This window comes from Methylobacterium sp. P5_C11 (genome assembly GCF_054049775.1).
This window is the reverse complement of sequence record NZ_JBFULS010000008.1, coordinates 55,038-73,665: the sequence shown is the minus strand read 5'-3', so window position 1 is coordinate 73,665 and position 18,628 is coordinate 55,038. Positions and strand designations below refer to the sequence as shown.

Genomic DNA, 18,628 nt, shown 5'->3' with positions numbered 1-18,628 from the left:
CTATCAAGGATCGTGCGCTCACGGCAAGAAACGGGCCCGCCGCCCACGGAAGAAACGGGCGGGGACCGCACGACGCGATCGAGAGAGGAGCCCGTTCGACGCCATGACTGAAACCGTCCCGCCCGTCGCCGAGTCGGCCATCCGCGAGCAGCGGGCGCTGCTCGATACGATCCTCACGGCCGCGATCCGGGCCGCCCACCCTGACCTCGCCCTGCCGCCGCACCTGCCGCCGCACCTGCCGCCGCCGAGTTCGGGCCGGCTGATCATCCTGGCCGCCGGCAAGGCCGCAGGCAGCATGAGCGCGGTGGCGAGCCGGTTCTACCGCCAGCAGCACGGGCTGGGCGACGACCGGATCGTCGGCCTCGCGGTCGCCCGGCACGGGTACGGTCAGGAGGCGCCGGGAATCCACATGGTGGAAGCGGGACATCCCGTTCCCGACGAAGCCGGCATCGCGGCCACCAAGGAGGCCCTGCGCCTCGCCACCGAGGCCGGACCGGAGGACGAGGTTCTGGTTCTGCTCTCGGGTGGCGGATCGGCCAACTGGATCGCCCCGGCCGGCGACCTGACGCTCGTCGAGAAACAGGCGATCACCCGGGCGATGCTGCGTTCCGGCGCGCCGATCGGTGAAATCAACACGGTCCGCAAGCACATCTCGCGGATCAAAGGGGGCCGACTCGCGCTCGCCGCCCGCAACGCCCGGCGCATCCTGACGCTGGCGATCTCGGACGTGCCCTTCGACGATCCGGCCGTGATCGCCTCGGGCCCGACGGTCCCCGATCCGTCGACGCTGGCCGAGGCCCGCGCGATCTGCGAGCGCCGCGGCATCCCGCTGCCCGAGGAGGCGGTGCGTCTGCTCAACGATCCCAACAACGAGACGCCGAAGGCCGGCGATCCCGCCTTCGCCCGGGCCGAGTACCGGATCATCGCCCGGCCGATCGATGCCCTGAATGCTGCGGCCGAGGCGGCCCGCGCCGCCGGCTACGAGCCGGTCATGCTGGGCGCCGATCTGGAGGGCGAGGCCCGAGAGGTGGCGGCCGAGCACGCAGTGGAGGCGAAGCGCCACAAGGCGGCGGGGCGGCGCGTCGCCCTCATCTCGGGGGGCGAACTCACCGTCACCATCCGGGGCGAGGGCAATGGCGGCCCGAATCAGGAATACGCGATGGCGCTTGCCGTGGCGCTCGCGGGAGAGCCCGGCATCTCGGGCATCAGCGCCGACACCGACGGCACCGACGGCGGCCGGGGCCTCGCCACCGATCCGGCCGGCGGCCTGATCGACCCCACGACCCTGGAGCGGGCGCGGGCTGCCGGCCTCGACCCGGCCGCGATGCTGGAGCAGAACGACTCCACCGCGTTCTTCGCGGCCCTCGGCGACCTCGTGAACCCCGGTCCGACCTGTACCAATGTCAACGATTGCCGCATCATCCTCGTCAATTAGGTTTCGCGTCTCGGCGGCTCAGCGCATCGCGGCTCTCACGGTACTCGGCCTCGCGCTGTTCGGTGCGAGCCCCGCGAAGGCGGATCTGCGGCTCTGCAATCAGACTGGCAGCAAGGTCGGAATCTCCCTGGGCTACCGCGACCCGCAGGGCTGGGTCACGGAAGGCTGGTGGGATCTGGCGCCGAAAGCCTGCGAGACCCTGCTGAAGGGAGCGCTGGCGGCACGGTTCTATTATGTCTTCGCGGTCGACTACACCCGCGGCGGCGAATGGAGCGGGCGCTCGCTGATGTGCACGCGCGATTCGGAGTTCACCATCCGGGGGATCGAGGACTGCCTCGCCCGCGGCTACGACCGCAACGGCTTCTTCGAGGTCGATACCGGCGAGCAGAAGAGCTGGACCATCCAGCTCACCGATTCCAACCGGGCGGATGCACCGGCGAAACCGTAACGTGAAGGGCATGCCCTTGACGCTGTTGGGCGCCGGATGCTCACACCCGTTGCCAAGCCCCTGAACCGACGTCGCCTGAAGCGATGCGGCCCAAAAGACCCGGAGGATCCCGCTTGAAACGCTCGCGCCGCACGAAGATCGTCGCCACCCTGGGCCCGGCCTCCGACTCGCCGGAGATGATCGAGCGGCTGTTCCGGGCGGGCGTGGACGTGTTCCGGCTCAACATGAGCCATCTCCCGCGCGAGAAGCTGCCGGAGAAGGTCGAGGCGATCCGGACGATCGAGCGCGAGGCCAAGCGGCCGATCGGCATCCTCGTCGACCTCCAGGGGCCGAAGCTCCGGCTCGGGACCTTTGCCGAGGGTGCCGTGATGATCGCGACCGGCGCGACCTTCGTGCTCGACGGCGATCCGACGCCCGGCGATGCCAGCCGCTGCCACCTGCCGCATCCGGAGATCCTGGAAGCCCTTGAGGCCGGCCACGCGATCCTGCTGGACGACGGCAAGCTGCGGCTCTCCGTGCTCGAAACCTCGGCGGACCGGGCTGTGACTCGGGTCGAGGTCGGCGGAAAGATCTCGAATCGCAAGGGCGTGTCGCTGCCCCATACGGTGATCCCGGTGCCGGCGATGACCGAGAAGGACCGCGCCGACCTCGATGCGGGCCTCAACGCCGGCGCCGACTGGATCGCCGTGTCGTTCGTCCAGCGGCCGGAGGACGTGGCCGAGGTCAAGAAGGTCTGCGCCGGCCGTGCCCTGGTGATGGCCAAGATCGAGAAGCCGCAGGCCCTGACCCGCCTCGACGAGATCATCGAGATCTCGGACGGCCTGATGGTCGCCCGCGGCGATCTCGGTGTGGAGATGCCGCTGGAGCAGGTTCCCGGCGTGCAGAAGCGGATCACCCGCAGCGCGCGCCGGTTCGGCAAGCCCGTGGTGGTGGCGACCCAGATGCTCGAATCGATGATCACCGCGCCGGTCCCGACCCGCGCCGAGGTCTCCGACGTCGCCACCGCGGTCTACGAGGGCGCGGATGCCGTGATGCTCTCGGCCGAGAGCGCGTCGGGCGCCTTTCCGGTCGGCGCCGTGGAGACCATGAACCGTATCGCCGAGCAGGTGGAGCGCGATGCGCTCTACTGGTCGATCATCCGGGCGCAGCACGCGACCCCGGACGAGACCGCCGCCGATGCCATCGCGGCGGCGGCCCACCAGATGGTCGATGCCCTGAACCTCGATGCGATCATGGCCTGGACCAATTCCGGCTCGACCGCCCTGCGCCTCTCGCGCGAGCGCCCGAACGCCACGGTGATCGCTCTGACACCTCGGCGCGAGACCGCGCGGCGCCTCGCCATGGCCTGGGGCACGCACCCGATCGTCACCAAGGACGCCAGCGACGTGGACGACATGTCGTTCCGCGCCGCCAAGTTCGCGGTGCGCGAGAAGTTCGCCGCCGTGGGCGACCGGGTGATCGTCGTGGCCGGCCTGCCCTTCGGGACGCCCGGCGCCACCAACCTCGTCCGCCTGGCCTTCATCACCCGCGAGCACGCCGAGAAGGCGTGACGGACCGCGGCAAGGAACCCCGATAGGCGCCGGTCGGATCGGCGCCGTCGTCCCGGTGTTCAGCGCGTGACGGCCGGCAACGGCATCGCCCGCGCCCGCGCTTCAGTCGAGAGCCGGGCGATCTCCGCCGTCACCCGTTCAACGGCCACGTACTGGAGCATGTGCCCCATGCCGGGCAGGAGCACGAGGCGGRCTCCGGGGATCGCACGCGCGAGCGGCACGGCCTGCAGATCGCTGCGCACGATCGGATCCGCCTCGCCCGAGATCACGAGAGTCGGGACGCGGATATCACCGTAGCGCGGCCCCTGCTCGGCGAGGGCGCGCGAGAGACCGAGGAGGTCCTGCACGTTGGCGAGCAGGGTCCCGGGCCGCAGGACCAGATCGGACCGCGCCAGGGCCGGGTAGTCTGGTCGCGCTGGCTGCGGCTGGAACACCCGGCGCGCCGCCTCGGGCAGGAAATGCTGCGCCAACGGCGGTCCGATGGTCCAGCTGAGCAGCCATGTGACGGGCGGGGTCGCCGCGATGCGCCAATACCACGGCAGGTCCGGGATCCGGTCCGGCATCGGCATCGCCACGGGCGCGGCCAGGGCGAGGGCGGAAACTCGGTCCGGATGATCCAGGGCCAGGGCGAGGGCGAGGGCGCCAGCCCAGGAATGGCCGAACACGAGTGCCGGACCGACGCCCATGCGTTGAAGCGCCTGGGCGATCAGCCGGGCCTGGACCGCGGGCGCCGCGGCCTCGGCGCCGGCAATCCGGTCGCTCCAGCCGAAGCCGGGCCGGTCGAAGGCGATGACCCGGAAGCCCTGCGCAGCCAGCCGTCGACCGATGCCCTCCATCGGGTCCGACGCGTTGGCCGAGGCCCCGTGCAGGAGCACGATGGGGGGGCCGTCGGCCGGTCCGTCCTGCAGGGTCGCAAGGCGTCCGCCGGGAATATCGACGAAGGGGCCGGCGGGCGGGTCGGCGGCGGCGACACGGAGGGAGATCACGAGGCTCGACGCCGCGCCGACTGCCAGGACGAGCCCGGCGATGGCGAGGGGCAGCGCCAGGATCGTCAGCAGAACGGCGATCACCCGGATCACAGGTCGCGGCCGTCGACCTCCGGAGCCAGGCGGTCGATCGCCTCTCCGATCTTCTCCATCTGCGGATAGAGCGTCCGCGCCCGCCGGAAGGCCGCCAGGGCATGTGGCTTGTCGTCGAGCGATTCGTAGATCCGGCCCATGGCGGCCCAGGCCTCGAAGTGGCGCGGCTCCAGGACCAGCGCCCGCTGCAGGTCCGCCAGCGCGTCGTCCTTGTCGGAAAGGAGCCAGAACACGGTCGCCCGCCGGTTCCAGCCCTCAGGCCAGTTCGGTTCCAGCACGGTGACGCGGTCCATCAATTCGGCCGCGAGGGGAAAGTCGTGGCTGGTAACGGCCTGCCGGGCGCGGTCGGTGAGCAGATCGGCGGTCGGGCTGCCCGACCCGGCGAAGCGTCGCTCGATCAGACGGGCAATGCCCTTGGCCTCGGCCGGGTCTTCGCTGGCACGCAGGCGCGCGAACAGGTCGTCGAGGCTCGGCGGCTTCGGCGCCGCCTTCGCGTCAGGCGCAGCACGGCCGGCACGGTTGGCATCCGGACGCGCCAGCGCCGCCGGCGATCCGACGGCGACGGCCGACAGGCAGACCAGGGCGGCGAGGAGACGGGTCGGCATCATGCCGGCAGACTGTGCGTCACCCCCGCATCCGTCAACGTGCCGCGGTGCCGCGCATGCGGAAACGGCCGCATCCGGGTGGATACGGCCGTTTCCCGATCAACTAAGCGCGTTCGTGACCGGTTTGGACCGGGCAGAACAGCCTCAGCCCTGACGGGCTTTGAAGCGCTTCTGGGTCTTGTTGATGACGTAGACCCGGCCCTTGCGGCGAACCAGCTGGTTGTCGCGGTGGCGGCCGCGCAGGGACTTGAGCGAATTGCGGATTTTCATCGGTCTCTCGAGCCCGGAGGGCCGTCCATCGGTAAGGTATCGGGAATGTGACCACGATGCAGGACGCGCCGTCGCGTCCGGCGATCACGGTTCACGCATCGCAAGATGGCGCGGCCATATCAGGATTCGCCCTCACTAGGCAAGGCGCTCCCGAGAGGGTGCCGATCAGTGGACGCTGTCGAGATCCGGCACCGGCGGTGCAACCGCGAGCTGCCGCCCGATCTCCCGCAACAGCAGGTCGAGCTGGGGCTTCAAGCGCTCGAAACCCGGCCGCGGGAGGCCTGCTTCGGCCGCCGCGTACAGGGCCAGGGCCATCTCAGCGACCCTGTCGATACTGGCGGCAGCCACATCCGTGGCGCAGAAGGTGGATTCGTCCAGGGATCCGTCCCGGCTGCTCTCGGTCACGTCGACGACGATCCCGTGGGCCTCGCTCACGAGACCCGACGTGTCCCGGTTGAACCGCCCACGCGCCAGAACCCAGCGGATTTCGCCGGTTTCCAAAACCGTCCGATACTGCGCGACGTAGAGCCCGCCCCGCCGGCGGAGGTCGTCGATGATCGCGCCGATCCGGCGTCGATCCTCAGGATGGATGCATTCCAGGAACACCGCGAAGGTCGTCGCACGATCCCGTGGCGCCCACGGGAGCCCCAGCATGGACGCCGCGACGCCGTCGCATCGGAGAACATCGTCCGCGACCTGCCAAGCCCAGGTCCCGACCTCCGAGGCTGCAAGCGCCCGTGCCGCATCCGCGTCCCCCCGCCGCTTCGTCCGCGCATCGACGCCCACAGGCCCGGTCTCCAGTCCGATCCGGCCGTTCCAGCGCACAGCCCCTCTGGTCGACACAATACGGAGCCGAGGGAGGGGGCACAACGCGCGGTGTCGACGTTTCGGGGCCGATGTCCGGCTCCGCGGCCTCGCATCAGGACCGATGATAGGTTCCGGTCAGCACGCCCTTCGCGAGAACTTGCCCGCGCATGGCGTCGAGAAGAGCGCCGCGGCCCGGCGACTCCGACAAGGCCAGGGCCTTCCGGAGCGCATAGATCTGGAAGACGTATTCGTGCGAACCGTGTCCGGTCGGCGGGTCCGGCGGCAGCCAAGCCGCGCGGAGGAAGCTGTTCCGGCCGAGTGCCGTGTCGTTCCCGGGATGTCCGGGGCTCGGCAGCGCGCCTTCCCCGATCTCCGAAATATCCGCCGGCACGGACCAGAGGATCAGGTGGACGAGGGGTTGCGGGGTCGGGCTTCCGGCATCCTCCACGAGGACGACGAGGGCAGTGGTGCCGGCGGGGAGGTTGCTCCACGCCAGGGGCGGGGAGAGCCCTTCGCCATCGGCCGTGAAGCGCGCAGGCAGCTCCGCCCCTTCGGCGAAAGCTGGACTGGTCAGGACCAGGCTCGCCGGAACGTCGGCAAATGTCGCGTGGCAGGCCGTCTTCTCGCGTCCGGCCTTCAACCCGGAGAGGGCCTCGCCGACCGCACCGGGGATCTTCTCGAGCATCGCCGCACCCTCCGCCGCGACCTCAACGACCCCGGTCGCATCCGGTTCAGGCCGGGCGCTCGGCCGCGACCATATAGTTCACCGCCGTGTCGCGGCCGGTGCGCCAGCCGTCGGTCAACGGATTGTAGACGACGCCCACGGTGTCGGTGACATCGAGCCCCCCGGCGCGGATCGCGCGGGCCAGCTCGTCGGGCGTGACGAACTTCTCCCAGTCATGCGTGCCCCTCGGCAGCCAGCCCAGCACGTATTCGGCTCCGACGATGGCCAGCGCGAAGGAGCGCAGCGTCCGGTTGAGGGTGGCGGCGAACAGCGAACCGCCCGGCTTCACGGCCGCGCCGGCGGTGCGCACGAAGGCCGGCATGTCCGACACGTGCTCCACCACCTCCATGATCAGCACGGCATCGAAGCGCTCGCCGGCAGCGACCACCGCCTCGATGGTCGCACCGCGATAATCGACCGGTACGCCGGCCGACTCGGCATGGGCGCGCGCCACGGCGATGTTCTGGGCGGCCGGATCGAGCCCCGTCACCCGGGCGCCGAGCCGGGCGATCGGCTCGGAGAGCACGCCGCCGCCGCAGCCGACGTCGCAGATCGTCAGCCCGTCGAGCGGGAAGGGCGCGCGCGGGTCGCGCCCGAACCGCCGGCAGAGCGCGTCACGGATATAGGCGACCCGCACGGGGTTGAATCGGTGCAGGACCCGCATCGGGCCGCTCTCGTCCCACCAAGTGGCGGCGAGCGCGTCGAAGCGCGCAACCTCGCCCTGGTCGACAAAACCCTCCGTGACCCGGTCCGTGGCTGCCCTGTCCATGCGCGTTCCGTCCTCGCGGTTTCAGCGCGCGCCTTAGCATGGCGATCCCGCGTAAGTCGCCGCGGCGCGCGGGCGCCATGCTTGGCCGGTTGTTGACACTCTACCGAGCCGCTTGTACCCGCCGGGCACCGTCCGGACCGGGCTGCAGCGGTCCGTCCAATCGCCACCGGGAACCCGCGACCGAGAGACCATGCCCCGTCTGGTGATGAAATTCGGCGGCACCTCCGTCGCCAACGTCGACCGCATCCGCAACGTCGCGCGCCACGTCGCCCGCGAGGCCGCAGCCGGTTACGACGTGGCGGTCGTCGTCTCGGCCATGTCGGGGAAGACCAACGAGCTGGTCGACTGGGTCAAGGACGCCAATCCGCTCTACGATCCGCGGGAATACGATGCCGTGGTCGCCTCGGGCGAGTTGATCACCGCCGGCCTTCTGGCGATCGCTCTGCAGAAGGACGGGGTCAAGGCCAGGTCCTGGCAGGGCTGGCAGATTCCGGTCGTGACCTCGGACGCGCACGGCTCGGCCCGCATCGCCGAGATCGATCCGAAGAATCTCGAGGCGAGCTTCGCCAAGGGCGAGGTCGCGGTCATCGCCGGCTTCCAAGGCATCCACGCCGAGACCGGCCGGGTGACCACGCTGGGTCGCGGAGGGTCCGACACCTCGGCGGTGGCCGTGGCTGCGGCCATCGGCGCCGAGCGGTGCGACATCTACACGGACGTGGACGGCGTCTACACCACCGACCCGCGCATCGTCCCGAAGGCCCGCCGCATGGAGCGGGTGACCTTCGAGGAGATGCTGGAGATGGCCTCGCTGGGCGCCAAGGTGCTGCAGGTCCGGTCGGTGGAACTCGCCATGGTCCACCGGGTCCCGACCACGGTCCGGTCCTCCTTCGATCCGCCGGACGCCGCGCGTCCGGGCACCCTCATCTGCGACGAGGACGACATCGTGGAACAGCAGATCATTACCGGGATCGCCTTCTCGCGGGACGAGGCGCAGATCACCCTGCGCAAGGTCAAGGACAGCCCCGGCGTGGCCGCCGCCATCTTCGGGCCGCTGGCCGATGCCAACATCAACGTCGACATGATCATCCAGACCGTGTCGGGCGACCAGTCGACCACCGACATGACCTTCACGGTTCCGGCCGCGGAGTATCAGCGCTCCCGCGCGATCCTCGACGAGGCCCGCACCCAGATCGGCTATGCCCAGATCGAGGGCGCCACCGACGTCGTGAAGGTGTCGGCGATCGGCGTCGGGATGCGCAGCCATGCCGGCGTGGCGGCCAAGGCGTTTCGGGCGCTGGCCGAGAAGGGAATCAACATCCGGGCGATCACCACCTCGGAGATCAAGTTCTCCGTCCTGATCGACGCTGCCTATACGGAGCTTGCCGTGCGCACGCTTCACTCGCTATACGGCCTGGATCAGGCCTGAGCCTGGGACGACGCGGGTTCGAGCGGGTCGCGTGGTGTGAACTGAACGGTCACGGGCCGATCCGCCGATCCCAGAGCGATTCTGGGACGAGTGGCGCGGCCCATCCGACGCCTGCCACCCCCGGTTTGGCGTCAAGGTTGCAGGGTGGTCGACGCCACGGCCACTCACCGACGCTGGAACGACGAACCGATGCCCGCTGCGCCCGGAGGCCCGCGCCTGCTGCTGCGCCGCCTCCGCGAAGCGATGGCGGAGCCGGTCAGCCCTCAGGCGCGACTCGACCGCATCGTCGTTCTGATCGCCGCCAACGTGGTGGCCGAGGTCTGCTCGGTCTACGTGCTTCGGGATGACAACACCCTCGAACTGTTTGCGACCGAAGGCCTGAACCGCGAGGCGGTGCACCAGACCCGCATGCGGACCGATGAGGGCCTCGTCGGCCTCATCGCCCGTACCGCCGAGCCGCTCTCCCTTTCGGACGCCCAGAACCACCCGGCCTTCTCGTACCGGCCGGAGACCGGCGAAGAGGCCTACCACGCCTTCCTGGGCGTGCCGTTGCTCCGGGCCGGCAACACCCTCGGCGTCCTGACCGTCCAGAACAAGACCTACCGCGTCTACTCCGAAGAGGAGATCGAGGCGCTCCAGACCACCGCCATGGTGCTCTCGGAGATGATCGCGTCGGGCGAGCTGGAAGGCTTGGCGCCGGATGCCGGCACAGCGGCCCGCCGCCCCGTCCTGGTCCGGGGCATCGCCCTCGCGGACGGGATCGGCCTCGGCTACGTCGTGCTTCACGAGCCCCGCGTCGTGGTGAAGACGCTGATCGCCGAGAACGTCGAGCGCGAGGTCGCGCGCCTCGACGCGGCGATCGAGGAGGTCCGCTCGGCGATCGACGCCCTCGTGGAGCGCGGCGACCGGATCGGTACCGCGGAATCGCGCGAGGTCCTCGAGACCGTCCGGATGTTCGCCCACGACAAGGGCTGGCTCCGGCGGATGCGCGAGGCCGTGGGCTCGGGCCTCACTGCCGAGGCGGCCGTGGAGAGGGTCCAGTCGGACAATCGCGCCCGGATGATGCGGCAGGCCGATCCCTACCTCCGCGAGCGGCTGCACGATCTCGACGACCTCACCAACCGCGTTCTGCGCACGTTGATCGGCCCCGAGGCGGCAGGCGCCCTGGTGCTGCCCGAGAACGCGATCCTCGTGGCGCGCACGATGGGGCCGGCGGCGCTCCTCGATTACGAGGCCTCGACCCTGCGCGGCATCGTCTTGGAGGAGGGGGGGCCGACGAGCCACGTGGCGATCGTGGCCCGAGCCCTCGGCATCCCGGCCGTGGGCGAGGTCGAGAATGCCACTGCCCTGTGCGATGCGGGCGATGCCATCATCGTCGATGGCGTGGCCGGCGAGATCCACGTCCGGCCCGGCCCCGAGGTCGAGGCCGCCTATGCCGAGATGGTGCGGCTGCGCGCCCGGCGGCAGGAGCAGTACCGGGCGCTGCGCGACGTCCCGGCCCAGACCAGCGACGGCGTGCGCGTCGGCCTGCACCTCAATGCCGGCCTGCTGGTGGATTTCAGCCATCTGCAGGAAACCGGAGCCGAGGGTGTCGGGCTGTTCCGCACCGAGCTGCAGTTCATGGTGGCGCAGCGCATGCCTTCCGCGGCGGAGCAGGAGGAGCTGTACCGGAAGGTGTTCGCCGCCTCTGCGGGGAAGTCCGTCACGGTCCGCACCCTCGACATCGGCGGCGACAAGATCCTGCCCTACATGGCCAAGCTCGAGGAGGAGAACCCGGCCCTCGGCTGGCGGGCGATCCGCATCGGCCTCGACCGGCCGGCGCTGCTGCGCATGCAGCTGCGCGCGCTGCTCAAGGCCGCCGACGGCGATCCGCTGAAGATCATGTTCCCGATGGTCGCCACAGTGGACGAGTTCGTCCGCGCCCGGGGCATCGTCGAGCGGGAGAAGGCCTATCTGAAGCGGCACGGCTACCGGCTGCCCGGCGAATGCCGCCTCGGCGCGATGATCGAGGTGCCGTCGCTGCTGTTCCAGATCGACGAGATCGCCCAGGAAGCCGACTTCCTGTCCGTGGGCTCGAACGACCTGATGCAGTTCCTGTTCGCGGTGGATCGCGAGAACCGCCGCGTCGCCGACCGGTTCGATCCGCTCAGCGTCGCGGCGCTCAGAGCCTTCCGCCTGATCGCCGAGCGGGCCAACGCGGCCTCCTGCCCGGTGACGGTCTGCGGCGAGATCGGCGGCCGCCCCCTCGACGCCATGGCGCTGATCGGGCTCGGCTACCGCGACCTGTCGATGTCGCCGGCCGCCATCGGCCCGGTGAAGGCCATGGTGCTGAGCCTTGATGCCCGCGCGGTGACCGAACTGATGCACGCCGAGATGGCGCGGATGCACGACGGCGATTCCCTGCGCCCGGCGCTCACGGCCTTCGCGCACGCCAACGGCGTCCCTATCTAAGCGCATGCGCAGCCCTTGCCGAACATTCGGCCGGGGTTGTACGGCAACGCCGCGACGATTTCGGTCGACGCGCCGCGGCTTCCGTTCTCGAACGGGACGGGTCTGGATCTGGGGGGAGCCTGACGGGTCCGACACCCTCCGAGCCACGCGTCTCCCCCGAGACGAAACCCCAGCCCGGCCTGGAACGGCACGCGCAGACCTGCAGAAACACGGGCGATGATCCCCTTTCCCACCGAGCGCCTCGACGCCATTCTGGCGCGGCACGATTTCGTCACCGCCCAGCTCGCCACCGGGGAGGGCGAGCCGGACACCGTGGTGCAGCTGTCGCGCGAGCTGTCCGATCTGGATCCCGTCGTGTCGGCCATCCGGACCTATCGGGCGGCCCTGGACAACCTCGCGGGCGTCGAGGCCCTGATCGACGAGCCCGGCACGGACCCCGAGATGCGGGCGCTCGCCGCCGAGGAGAAGCCGGCGGCCCTGGAGACGCTGGAATCCACCCACCGTGCGCTCCAGCTCCTGCTCCTGCCGAAGGACGCCGCGGACGAGAAGAGCGCGATCCTGGAAGTCCGCGCCGGGACCGGCGGCGACGAGGCGGCCCTCTTCGCCGGCGACCTGTTCCGCATGTACGCGAAATACGCGGAGTCGAAGGGCTGGCGGGTCGAGGTGATCTCCGAGAGCGAGGGCACGGTCGGCGGGTTCCGCGAGGTCGTGGCCGAGGTGAAGGGGCGCGGCGTGTTCGCGCGCCTCAAGTACGAGAGCGGCGCCCACCGGGTGCAGCGCGTGCCCGACACCGAGACCCAGGGCCGGATCCACACCTCGGCGGCCACCGTGGCGGTGCTGCCCGAGGCCGAGGAAGTCGACATCCACGTCAACGACGCGGACCTGAAGATCGACACGATGCGCGCCCAGGGCGCGGGCGGCCAGCATGTGAACAAGACGGAATCGGCGATCCGCATCACCCACCTGCCCACCGGGATCGTGGTGTTCGTGCAGGAGGAGCGGTCCCAGCACAAGAATCGCGCCCGCGCCATGACCCTCCTGCGCTCGCGCCTCTACGAGGCCGAGCGCAGCGCCAAGGATTCCGCCCGGGCCGCCGACCGCAAGGCCCAGGTGGGCTCCGGCGACCGCAGCGAGCGGATCCGGACCTACAATTTCCCGCAGGGACGGGTGACCGATCACCGGATCAACCTCACCCTCTACAAGCTGGAAGAGGTGATGGCCGGCACCGCCCTCGACGAGGTGGTCGATGCCCTGATCACCGAGCACCAGGCGGAACTCCTGGCCGCCGAGGGGATGGCCTGAGCGGCGCCGTGGCAGAGGGTTCGAGCCAGGGCCGTACCCTTCGGGAGGCCCTACGGCACGGCACGGCGCGCCTGCAGGCGGCGGGTCTCGGCGCGGCGGCGGTCGATGCGCGCTTCCTCCTCCTCGGGATCCTCGGGCTGGCGACCCGCGACCTCGTCCTCCGGGGCGACCGGCCCCTCGCAACGGACGAGGCTGCGGCCCTCGATGCAGCGCTGGCGCGGCGACTGGCCGGCGAGCCGGTCGCCCGCATCCTCGGCGCCTGGGAGTTCTGGGGTCTGCCGTTCCGGCTCGGACCCGACACCCTGGTGCCACGTCCGGATACGGAGATCCTGGTTGAGGTCGCCCTGGCGGCGATACCCGACCGGACGACGCCGATCCGGTGCCTGGACCTCGGCACCGGATCGGGCTGCATCCTGACGGCGCTCCTCTCCGAGCTGTCCAACGCCACCGGTGTGGGGCTGGACCGTTCGGAGGCCGCCCTGCGCGTGGCCCGTGACAACGCCCTGGCGAACGGGATCGGCGACCGGGCAGCCTTCGTCGCCGGAAACTGGTGTGCGGCCCTGCGGGGCGCGTTCGATCTCGTGGTCTCGAACCCCCCCTACATCGCCCGTGCCGTGATCGAGACCCTGGACCTCGAGGTTCGCGCATACGATCCGCCGGCCGCCCTCGACGGCGGTCCGGACGGACTCGACGCCTACCGGCGGATCCTCGACGCCGTGCGTGACCATGCGCTGCTGTCCGCGGGCGGGACGTTGGTCCTGGAGATCGGCTACGATCAGGCGATCCCGGTCCGGGAGCTCGCGCAGGCGGCGGGCTACCGTGATCGAGGACTGACCCGGGATCTGGCGGGTCACGACAGGGTCTTGCAGTTCGGTCGGCCGGAGGGGCTTTTCTCCGGCCACAGGGATGCCTAAGTCAGGGTCGACGATCCCGGCACCGAAAAATTGCTTGTTGCATCAGCCGGGGAACGCTAAAGTCGCCTTGAAGATCGCGAACCGTCCGTTAAGACGGACGGCTGTAAGGTCGGTGGTGACCCTAGGTCGCCGATCGGTTCGCAGATCCCCCTAGAACGTCGAACCAGAGCGCGCAGGTGTTGGCGCGGAGGGTCGACACACTTGAACCTGACAATCGACTGAGGACCGGCGGCTGGATCCGGACGCATGGTTCGAGGGATGGTCAGAGAGACGCGCGGGCCGGCTAGCGGTCACGCACGCGGCGCCGCCGGATGCGCTTGGCCGGACTGCGCCACGAGATCCTGCTGGGCGCCCCCGTAGACAGTCGTTTGCGTGAACGAGGGTCATTACAGACCGATGAGACCAAACCAGAATCGACGGATGCGCGGCCGGAACCGGCCGAAGGGTCCGAATCCGCTGACGCGCTCGTACGAATCCAACGGTCCCGACGTCAAAATCCGCGGCACCCCGCAGCACATCGCCGACAAGTACGCGCAGCTTGCGCGCGATGCTCTGGCGGCCGGTGATCCGGTTGCTGCTGAGAATTACTTTCAGCACGGCGAGCACTACTTCCGGATCGTGTCCGGCGCCCAGGATCAGACCCGGCCGGCCAACACCGGTGGCTATGCCAGTCGTCCCTACGATGACGACATGGAAGAGGGCGACGACGACGGCCAGGGCAACGGCGGGGGCCAGAACGGCCACGCCTATAACGGCTACGACGACGGCGATCCCGGCCAGCAGCCGCAGCCCTACGAGAACCGTCAGGACGTGAACCAGGACGGCCGCCAGGGTCGGGACCGGTTCCAGAACCGCGATCAACGCCGGTTCGACAACAATGGCCGCCCGGATTACCGGCGGCAGGACCAGCCACGTCAGGACTATCAGCGCCAGGATTACCAGCGGCCGGATTATCGCCAAGAAAACCGGCAGGACAATCGGCAAGAGAACCGGCAGGAGAACCGGCAGGATCGTCAGGACTACGGTCGGCCGGACTACCGGCAGGACCGTCAGGACGGCCGCCAGGATCGTCCGGACAATCGCCAGGATGCACGTCCGGAATCTCGCCAGGATCCCCGCCAAGACAACCGTCAAGATAGCCGCAGCGATCAGGGCCGTTACGAGAGCGGACGTGGTGAGAACCCGCGCTCCGAGACACGGCAGGAGGCCCGTCCCGAGGGCCGGCCGGAGCGGGCGCCCCGCAGCGAGGCCGCGCCCCGTCGCGAGCGACGTCGCGAGGCCGCGCCCGCAGTGGAGGCCGAGGATCCGACCGGCCTGCCGGCGTTCCTGATGGCGCCCGTCCGTCCGGCGCAGACAGCCGAACCGGCGGCAGCGCCCGAGCCCGAGGCCACGAGCGAGGACGCGCCGGCGGCCAAGCCGCGTCGCCGTCGGCGCCCGCGTTTCGAGGGCACCACGGACGAGGGTGGCGCGCCGACGCCAGCGGCCGACGTGCCGACCGAATAAGCAACCGCCGCTTGAATGCCGCACCAAGGTCAGGCCGTCCCGGGAAACCGGGGCGGCCTTTGTCATGGACCCCTCAGCCCCGAGCGGCTTGCCAGTCCGGGTAGGCGTGGACCCGGTGGATCAGCCGGCGCCCCCGACCGATCTCGCCGAACGGAGCGATCTCCCAATCCCAGCGGCCCTCGGCCGGCGGCAGCACGACGCCGAAGAGCAGATCGAGGCTGTCGGTGATCCGCCCGTCCCGGTCCTCCTCACGCTGCACGGTGTCGGTGATCAGGCAGACGCGCTCCACGTGGCGTGCGAGCGTGTCGAGGGCGGCGAGATGGGTTTCCACGAGCTGCGCACCCAGCCGGGGCGGCGCCTCCCGGCCCCGGGCCTCGTGGGCATCCATCGGGACGATGGGGAGCTGCGAAAGCAGGTTCGCCGAGACGATCAGGTCGGCGTCTCCGCACAGGTCCGCCCACGCACCATCGAGGCCGGCGCTGATCTCCGCGGTCTCCAACGTGACGTTCGGGTAGCGTCGGGCCGCGAGCCGCGCCGGCCACGGGTGCACCGCGTCCACGAGGGTCACCCGGTCGAACAGGCCGGCGAGGTGGTGGAGCGGCACGTCGTCGAGGAGGCCGGAGCCGAGGACGATGGCGTGGCGCCGCTGCCGCGTCGCCTCGGCGGCCGCGCCAATGACGCGCCGCGCCTGCGCCAGGTGCGGCGCCCAGGCCGCCCGGCAGCGGCGCGACCGGGCATGGAGCAACCCACTCTGTCGCACATAGCCGAGCCGGCGCAGGCGCAGGGGCGCGGGATTGACGAGCGACAGCGCCCAGGCGAGCAGCATCGCCGACCGTCTCAGTCCTCGCTAGCCGGCACGACTCCGACCGGCGTACCGCGATAGCCGGTCGCCAGAACGTAGAGTTCGCTGGAATCGGCACGGCTCGCCGCCGGCTTCACGTGGCGGACCGTGGCGAAGTCACGCTTCAGGTCGGTCAGCAGCGCGCCCTCGGTGCCGCCCTGAAGGACCTTGGCGAGGTAGGCGCCGCCCGGTCCGAGAATCTCACGGGCGAACTCCGCCGCGGTCTCGGCCAGGCCGATGATGCGCAGATGATCGGTCTTCTTGTGGCCGGTGGCGTTGGCGGCCATGTCCGACATGACGAGGTCGGCCGGGCCGCCGAGCATGCCGGTGAGCCGGGCGGGCGCATCCGGATCGAGGAAGTCCAGGGTGATGAACTCGACCCCCGCCATCGGCTCGATCTCCAGGAGATCGATGCCCACGATCCGGCCCGACGGGCCGACCACGCGGGCGGCGACCTGCGACCAGCCCCCCGGCGCAGCACCCAGGTCGACGATCTTCTGGCCGGGCTTGAGCAGCTTGTAGCGCTCGTCGATCTCCAGGAGCTTGTAGGCCGCCCGCGACCGGTACCCTTCGCGCTTGGCCCGCGCCACGTAGGGATCGTTGAGCTGGCGCTCCAGCCAGCGCTTCTGCGACAGGGTCCGTCCCCGGCCGGTCTTGACCCGCTGCTTCAGCTCCCCGCGGACGCCGCCGCCGGAACTCGCGCCGCCCCGCCGGTCGCTCATCGTGCCGCCCTCATCGGACCGCCTTCCGATTCCAGACCCCGTCCTCGCGCATCATGTTCATCAGCAATCCTTCGCGCAGGCCGCGATCGGCGATGCGCAGGCGCTCGGACGGGAAGGCGCGGCGGATCGCTTCCAGGATCGCGCAGCCCGCCAGAACGAGATCGGCGCGGTCGCGACCGATACAGGGATTCTCCGCGCGCTGCTCGAGCCGCGTGTCGAGCAGATCGTCGATGGCCGTCGAGACGGACTCGTCGCTCATCCAGAGACCGTCGACGCGGCGACGCTCGTAGCGGGCGAGCCGCAGATGCATCGCGGCGATGGTCGTAACGGTGCCGGACGTCCCGAGGAGGTGGAAGTGCGGCGCCGTCGCCGCGGCGGCCGCGCGCAGGGCGAAGGCCGAGAGCTTCTCGGCGACTTCCTCGACCATGCCCTCGAACATCCGCCGGGTGACTTCGGCCCCGCCGTGTCGCTCGGCCAGGGTCACCACGCCCACTGGCAGGGAATCCCAGGCGCGGATCCGCAGGGTCGGATCCGTGGACGGGTTGGCGGCCGCACCGTCGAGCCACGCGATCTCGGTCGAGCCACCGCCGATATCGAAGATGATCACCGATTCCGCGAGCGGATCCGCAAGGGCCGCGCAGCCCGTGACCGCGAGATAGGCCTCGGTCTGCCGGTCGACGATCTCGAGGTCGAGGCCGACGCCGCGGCGGACGCGCTCCACGAAGGCGGCCCCGTTCACTGCGAGCCGGCACGCCTCCGTGGCGATTACCTTGGCGCGCTGCACGCCGCGGGCCTGCATCTTGGACCGGCAGATGCGCAAGGCCTCGACGGTCCGCTCGATCGCGGGCTCGCTCAGGCGGTCTGATGTCCCGAGTCCTTCGCCGAGCCGGACGATGCGCGAGAACGCATCGATCACGCGGAAGCCGCTGAAGGTCGGCTCCGCGACGAGCAGTCGGCAATTGTTGGTGCCGAGATCGAGCGCCGCGTAGGCGGCACGCCGACGCTCACGGCCCGGCAGCGGGGCTGACGTCTGAAGCGGCACCGCGCCGGTCTGAATTCGGGACGGCGCGGCCGCGGCGGTCTCGTCCCTCATCGGCGCGGCCGTCGATCCTTCGGGTCGGCCTTGAGCATCGCGCCCGGCCATTGTTGCTCCGCGACCCTACAGGCTCGGCGGGGAACTGCAACGTCCCATCGTGCTCGCGCTCAGGCGACCGCCTTCATGGCGCTGGCCCGACGCGGGATCGGGCGCAGGAGACTCTTCACCTGCGAGTACGGCCGCGGCCGGTTGATTACCTCGTCGAGGCGCGACCATAGGGTCTTTGGCGAGAACGGCTTGGCGATGATCTCGTTGACGCCGAGCGCCACGGCACGGTCGACGACGTTCCGCCGCGGCTGGGCCAGCATCAGGATGATCGGGATGGTCGGGCAGGGTGAAGTGGTGGGGGTCCGTGCCAGCCTGATGAACTCCTCGCCTGAGAGGATCGACAGATCCCAGTCGATGATGCTGATGTCCGGCTTGCTCTCCGCCAGCACTCCAAGCGCCTCGGCCCCGTCCGGCGCCTCCAGCACCCGCTTGATGCCAACCCGCATGAGCATGTCGCGCACGATTCGGCGAATGTAGAGGCTCTCGTCGACGACGAGGGCCGAAAGGTCGGGAAAAGTCGGAGTCGCGATCATGGCCGGGTGGCTCAGCGGGGCACGACGCCGAGTCTAGGCAGACAGCCTTTGCGTTTCGCTAACGCTTTCCCTCGAAAGAGAAAGGACCGACCGGGGGTTCGCGAC

General features: G+C 70.2%; 18 protein-coding genes. 8 read left to right on the top strand and 10 right to left on the bottom strand.

Annotated features, from left to right (window positions below):
- Nucleotides 1–103: 103 nt before the first annotated feature.
- The 3 genes from ACXJKQ_RS06995 (at nucleotide 104) to pyk (ending at nucleotide 3,433) form a co-directional block, all read left to right on the top strand.
- Nucleotides 104–1,435: a glycerate kinase type-2 family protein gene (locus tag ACXJKQ_RS06995; protein WP_457105042.1), complete on the top strand. Its 1,332-nt coding sequence runs from the start codon at nucleotides 104–106 to the stop codon at nucleotides 1,433–1,435.
- On the top strand, nucleotides 1,401–1,883 hold the full coding sequence (locus ACXJKQ_RS06990; protein WP_457105041.1) for a DUF1036 domain-containing protein: 483 nt from the start codon (nucleotides 1,401–1,403) through the stop codon (nucleotides 1,881–1,883). The genes ACXJKQ_RS06995 and ACXJKQ_RS06990 overlap by 35 nt, the downstream gene beginning before the upstream one ends.
- 113 nt (nucleotides 1,884–1,996) lie before the next feature.
- Entirely contained in the window at nucleotides 1,997–3,433 is a 1,437-nt protein-coding gene (pyk, locus tag ACXJKQ_RS06985; RefSeq protein ID WP_457105040.1) for a pyruvate kinase, read from the top strand.
- A gap of 59 nt (nucleotides 3,434–3,492) precedes the next feature.
- Here pyk and ACXJKQ_RS06980 read toward each other — a convergent pair whose 3' ends face one another.
- The 6 genes from ACXJKQ_RS06980 to ubiG form a co-directional block, all read right to left on the bottom strand.
- The gene (locus ACXJKQ_RS06980; protein WP_457105039.1) at nucleotides 3,493–4,512 is read right to left on the bottom strand and encodes an alpha/beta fold hydrolase; all 1,020 of its coding nucleotides are present in this window, start codon (nucleotides 4,510–4,512) and stop codon (nucleotides 3,493–3,495) included.
- Complete coding sequence (locus tag ACXJKQ_RS06975) at nucleotides 4,509–5,120, bottom strand: tetratricopeptide repeat protein (RefSeq protein WP_457105038.1); 612 nt, start codon at nucleotides 5,118–5,120, stop codon at nucleotides 4,509–4,511. The genes ACXJKQ_RS06980 and ACXJKQ_RS06975 overlap by 4 nt, the downstream gene beginning before the upstream one ends.
- 141 nt (nucleotides 5,121–5,261) lie before the next feature.
- On the bottom strand, nucleotides 5,262–5,387 hold the full coding sequence (gene ykgO, locus ACXJKQ_RS06970; RefSeq protein ID WP_003601867.1) for a type B 50S ribosomal protein L36: 126 nt from the start codon (nucleotides 5,385–5,387) through the stop codon (nucleotides 5,262–5,264).
- A gap of 165 nt (nucleotides 5,388–5,552) precedes the next feature.
- Complete coding sequence (locus ACXJKQ_RS06965) at nucleotides 5,553–6,173, bottom strand: PAS domain-containing protein (RefSeq protein WP_457105037.1); 621 nt, start codon at nucleotides 6,171–6,173, stop codon at nucleotides 5,553–5,555.
- Between the two features lie 133 nt (nucleotides 6,174–6,306).
- Nucleotides 6,307–6,879, bottom strand: a complete 573-nt coding sequence (locus ACXJKQ_RS06960) for a YbhB/YbcL family Raf kinase inhibitor-like protein (RefSeq protein ID WP_457105036.1) — start codon at nucleotides 6,877–6,879, stop codon at nucleotides 6,307–6,309.
- Nucleotides 6,880–6,925: 46 nt separating this feature from the next.
- Nucleotides 6,926–7,687 (bottom strand): bifunctional 2-polyprenyl-6-hydroxyphenol methylase/3-demethylubiquinol 3-O-methyltransferase UbiG, encoded by a 762-nt coding sequence (gene ubiG / locus ACXJKQ_RS06955; RefSeq protein WP_457105035.1) that lies wholly within the window; start codon nucleotides 7,685–7,687, stop codon nucleotides 6,926–6,928.
- A gap of 190 nt (nucleotides 7,688–7,877) precedes the next feature.
- Between ubiG and ACXJKQ_RS06950 the strand changes: the two genes are divergently transcribed.
- The 5 genes from ACXJKQ_RS06950 to ACXJKQ_RS06930 all read left to right on the top strand — a co-directional run bounded on the left by ACXJKQ_RS06950 (nucleotide 7,878) and on the right by ACXJKQ_RS06930 (nucleotide 15,283).
- Nucleotides 7,878–9,113, top strand: coding sequence for an aspartate kinase (locus ACXJKQ_RS06950; protein WP_457105034.1), 1,236 nt, complete (start codon nucleotides 7,878–7,880; stop codon nucleotides 9,111–9,113).
- 189 nt (nucleotides 9,114–9,302) lie between these two features.
- Nucleotides 9,303–11,564, top strand: a complete 2,262-nt coding sequence (ptsP, locus tag ACXJKQ_RS06945) for a phosphoenolpyruvate--protein phosphotransferase (protein ID WP_457105033.1) — start codon at nucleotides 9,303–9,305, stop codon at nucleotides 11,562–11,564.
- Between the two features lie 216 nt (nucleotides 11,565–11,780).
- Entirely contained in the window at nucleotides 11,781–12,866 is a 1,086-nt protein-coding gene (gene prfA / locus ACXJKQ_RS06940) for a peptide chain release factor 1 (protein ID WP_457105032.1), read from the top strand.
- A gap of 8 nt (nucleotides 12,867–12,874) precedes the next feature.
- Complete coding sequence (gene prmC, locus ACXJKQ_RS06935) at nucleotides 12,875–13,780, top strand: peptide chain release factor N(5)-glutamine methyltransferase (protein WP_457105031.1); 906 nt, start codon at nucleotides 12,875–12,877, stop codon at nucleotides 13,778–13,780.
- A 420-nt stretch (nucleotides 13,781–14,200) separates the two neighbouring features.
- Nucleotides 14,201–15,283 (top strand): DUF4167 domain-containing protein, encoded by a 1,083-nt coding sequence (locus tag ACXJKQ_RS06930; RefSeq protein WP_457105030.1) that lies wholly within the window; start codon nucleotides 14,201–14,203, stop codon nucleotides 15,281–15,283.
- A gap of 73 nt (nucleotides 15,284–15,356) precedes the next feature.
- On the opposite strand, the gene ACXJKQ_RS06925 is transcribed toward ACXJKQ_RS06930, so the two are convergent.
- The 4 genes from ACXJKQ_RS06925 to ACXJKQ_RS06910 form a co-directional block, all read right to left on the bottom strand.
- A complete protein-coding gene (locus ACXJKQ_RS06925; RefSeq protein ID WP_457105029.1) occupies nucleotides 15,357–16,109 on the bottom strand; it encodes a hypothetical protein in 753 nt (250 codons plus the stop codon).
- Between the two features lie 11 nt (nucleotides 16,110–16,120).
- Nucleotides 16,121–16,846 (bottom strand): RlmE family RNA methyltransferase, encoded by a 726-nt coding sequence (locus ACXJKQ_RS06920; protein ID WP_457105028.1) that lies wholly within the window; start codon nucleotides 16,844–16,846, stop codon nucleotides 16,121–16,123.
- Nucleotides 16,847–16,856: 10 nt separating this feature from the next.
- A complete protein-coding gene (locus tag ACXJKQ_RS06915; protein ID WP_457105027.1) occupies nucleotides 16,857–17,939 on the bottom strand; it encodes a Ppx/GppA phosphatase family protein in 1,083 nt (360 codons plus the stop codon).
- Nucleotides 17,940–18,049: 110 nt separating this feature from the next.
- The gene (locus ACXJKQ_RS06910) at nucleotides 18,050–18,523 is read right to left on the bottom strand and encodes a response regulator (RefSeq protein ID WP_012317168.1); all 474 of its coding nucleotides are present in this window, start codon (nucleotides 18,521–18,523) and stop codon (nucleotides 18,050–18,052) included.
- Nucleotides 18,524–18,628 lie beyond the last annotated feature (105 nt).

What these genes read in the sequence shown, in the direction of transcription:
- ykgO (WP_003601867.1), bottom strand. Translation starts at nt 5,387, where the DNA reads ATGAAAATCCGCAATTCGCTCAAGTCCCTGCGCGGCCGCCACCGCGAC.
- ptsP (WP_457105033.1), top strand. Translation starts at nt 9,303, where the DNA reads ATGCCCGCTGCGCCCGGAGGCCCGCGCCTGCTGCTGCGCCGCCTCCGC.
- ACXJKQ_RS06990 (WP_457105041.1), top strand. Translation starts at nt 1,401, where the DNA reads ATGTCAACGATTGCCGCATCATCCTCGTCAATTAGGTTTCGCGTCTCG.
- ubiG (WP_457105035.1), bottom strand. Translation starts at nt 7,687, where the DNA reads ATGGACAGGGCAGCCACGGACCGGGTCACGGAGGGTTTTGTCGACCAG.
- ACXJKQ_RS06975 (WP_457105038.1), bottom strand. Translation starts at nt 5,120, where the DNA reads ATGATGCCGACCCGTCTCCTCGCCGCCCTGGTCTGCCTGTCGGCCGTC.
- ACXJKQ_RS06930 (WP_457105030.1), top strand. Translation starts at nt 14,201, where the DNA reads ATGCGCGGCCGGAACCGGCCGAAGGGTCCGAATCCGCTGACGCGCTCG.
- ACXJKQ_RS06910 (WP_012317168.1), bottom strand. Translation starts at nt 18,523, where the DNA reads ATGATCGCGACTCCGACTTTTCCCGACCTTTCGGCCCTCGTCGTCGAC.
- prfA (WP_457105032.1), top strand. Translation starts at nt 11,781, where the DNA reads ATGATCCCCTTTCCCACCGAGCGCCTCGACGCCATTCTGGCGCGGCAC.
- ACXJKQ_RS06960 (WP_457105036.1), bottom strand. Translation starts at nt 6,879, where the DNA reads ATGCTCGAGAAGATCCCCGGTGCGGTCGGCGAGGCCCTCTCCGGGTTG.
- ACXJKQ_RS06995 (WP_457105042.1), top strand. Translation starts at nt 104, where the DNA reads ATGACTGAAACCGTCCCGCCCGTCGCCGAGTCGGCCATCCGCGAGCAG.
- ACXJKQ_RS06950 (WP_457105034.1), top strand. Translation starts at nt 7,878, where the DNA reads ATGCCCCGTCTGGTGATGAAATTCGGCGGCACCTCCGTCGCCAACGTC.
- ACXJKQ_RS06915 (WP_457105027.1), bottom strand. Translation starts at nt 17,939, where the DNA reads ATGAGGGACGAGACCGCCGCGGCCGCGCCGTCCCGAATTCAGACCGGC.
- ACXJKQ_RS06920 (WP_457105028.1), bottom strand. Translation starts at nt 16,846, where the DNA reads ATGAGCGACCGGCGGGGCGGCGCGAGTTCCGGCGGCGGCGTCCGCGGG.
- ACXJKQ_RS06925 (WP_457105029.1), bottom strand. Translation starts at nt 16,109, where the DNA reads ATGCTGCTCGCCTGGGCGCTGTCGCTCGTCAATCCCGCGCCCCTGCGC.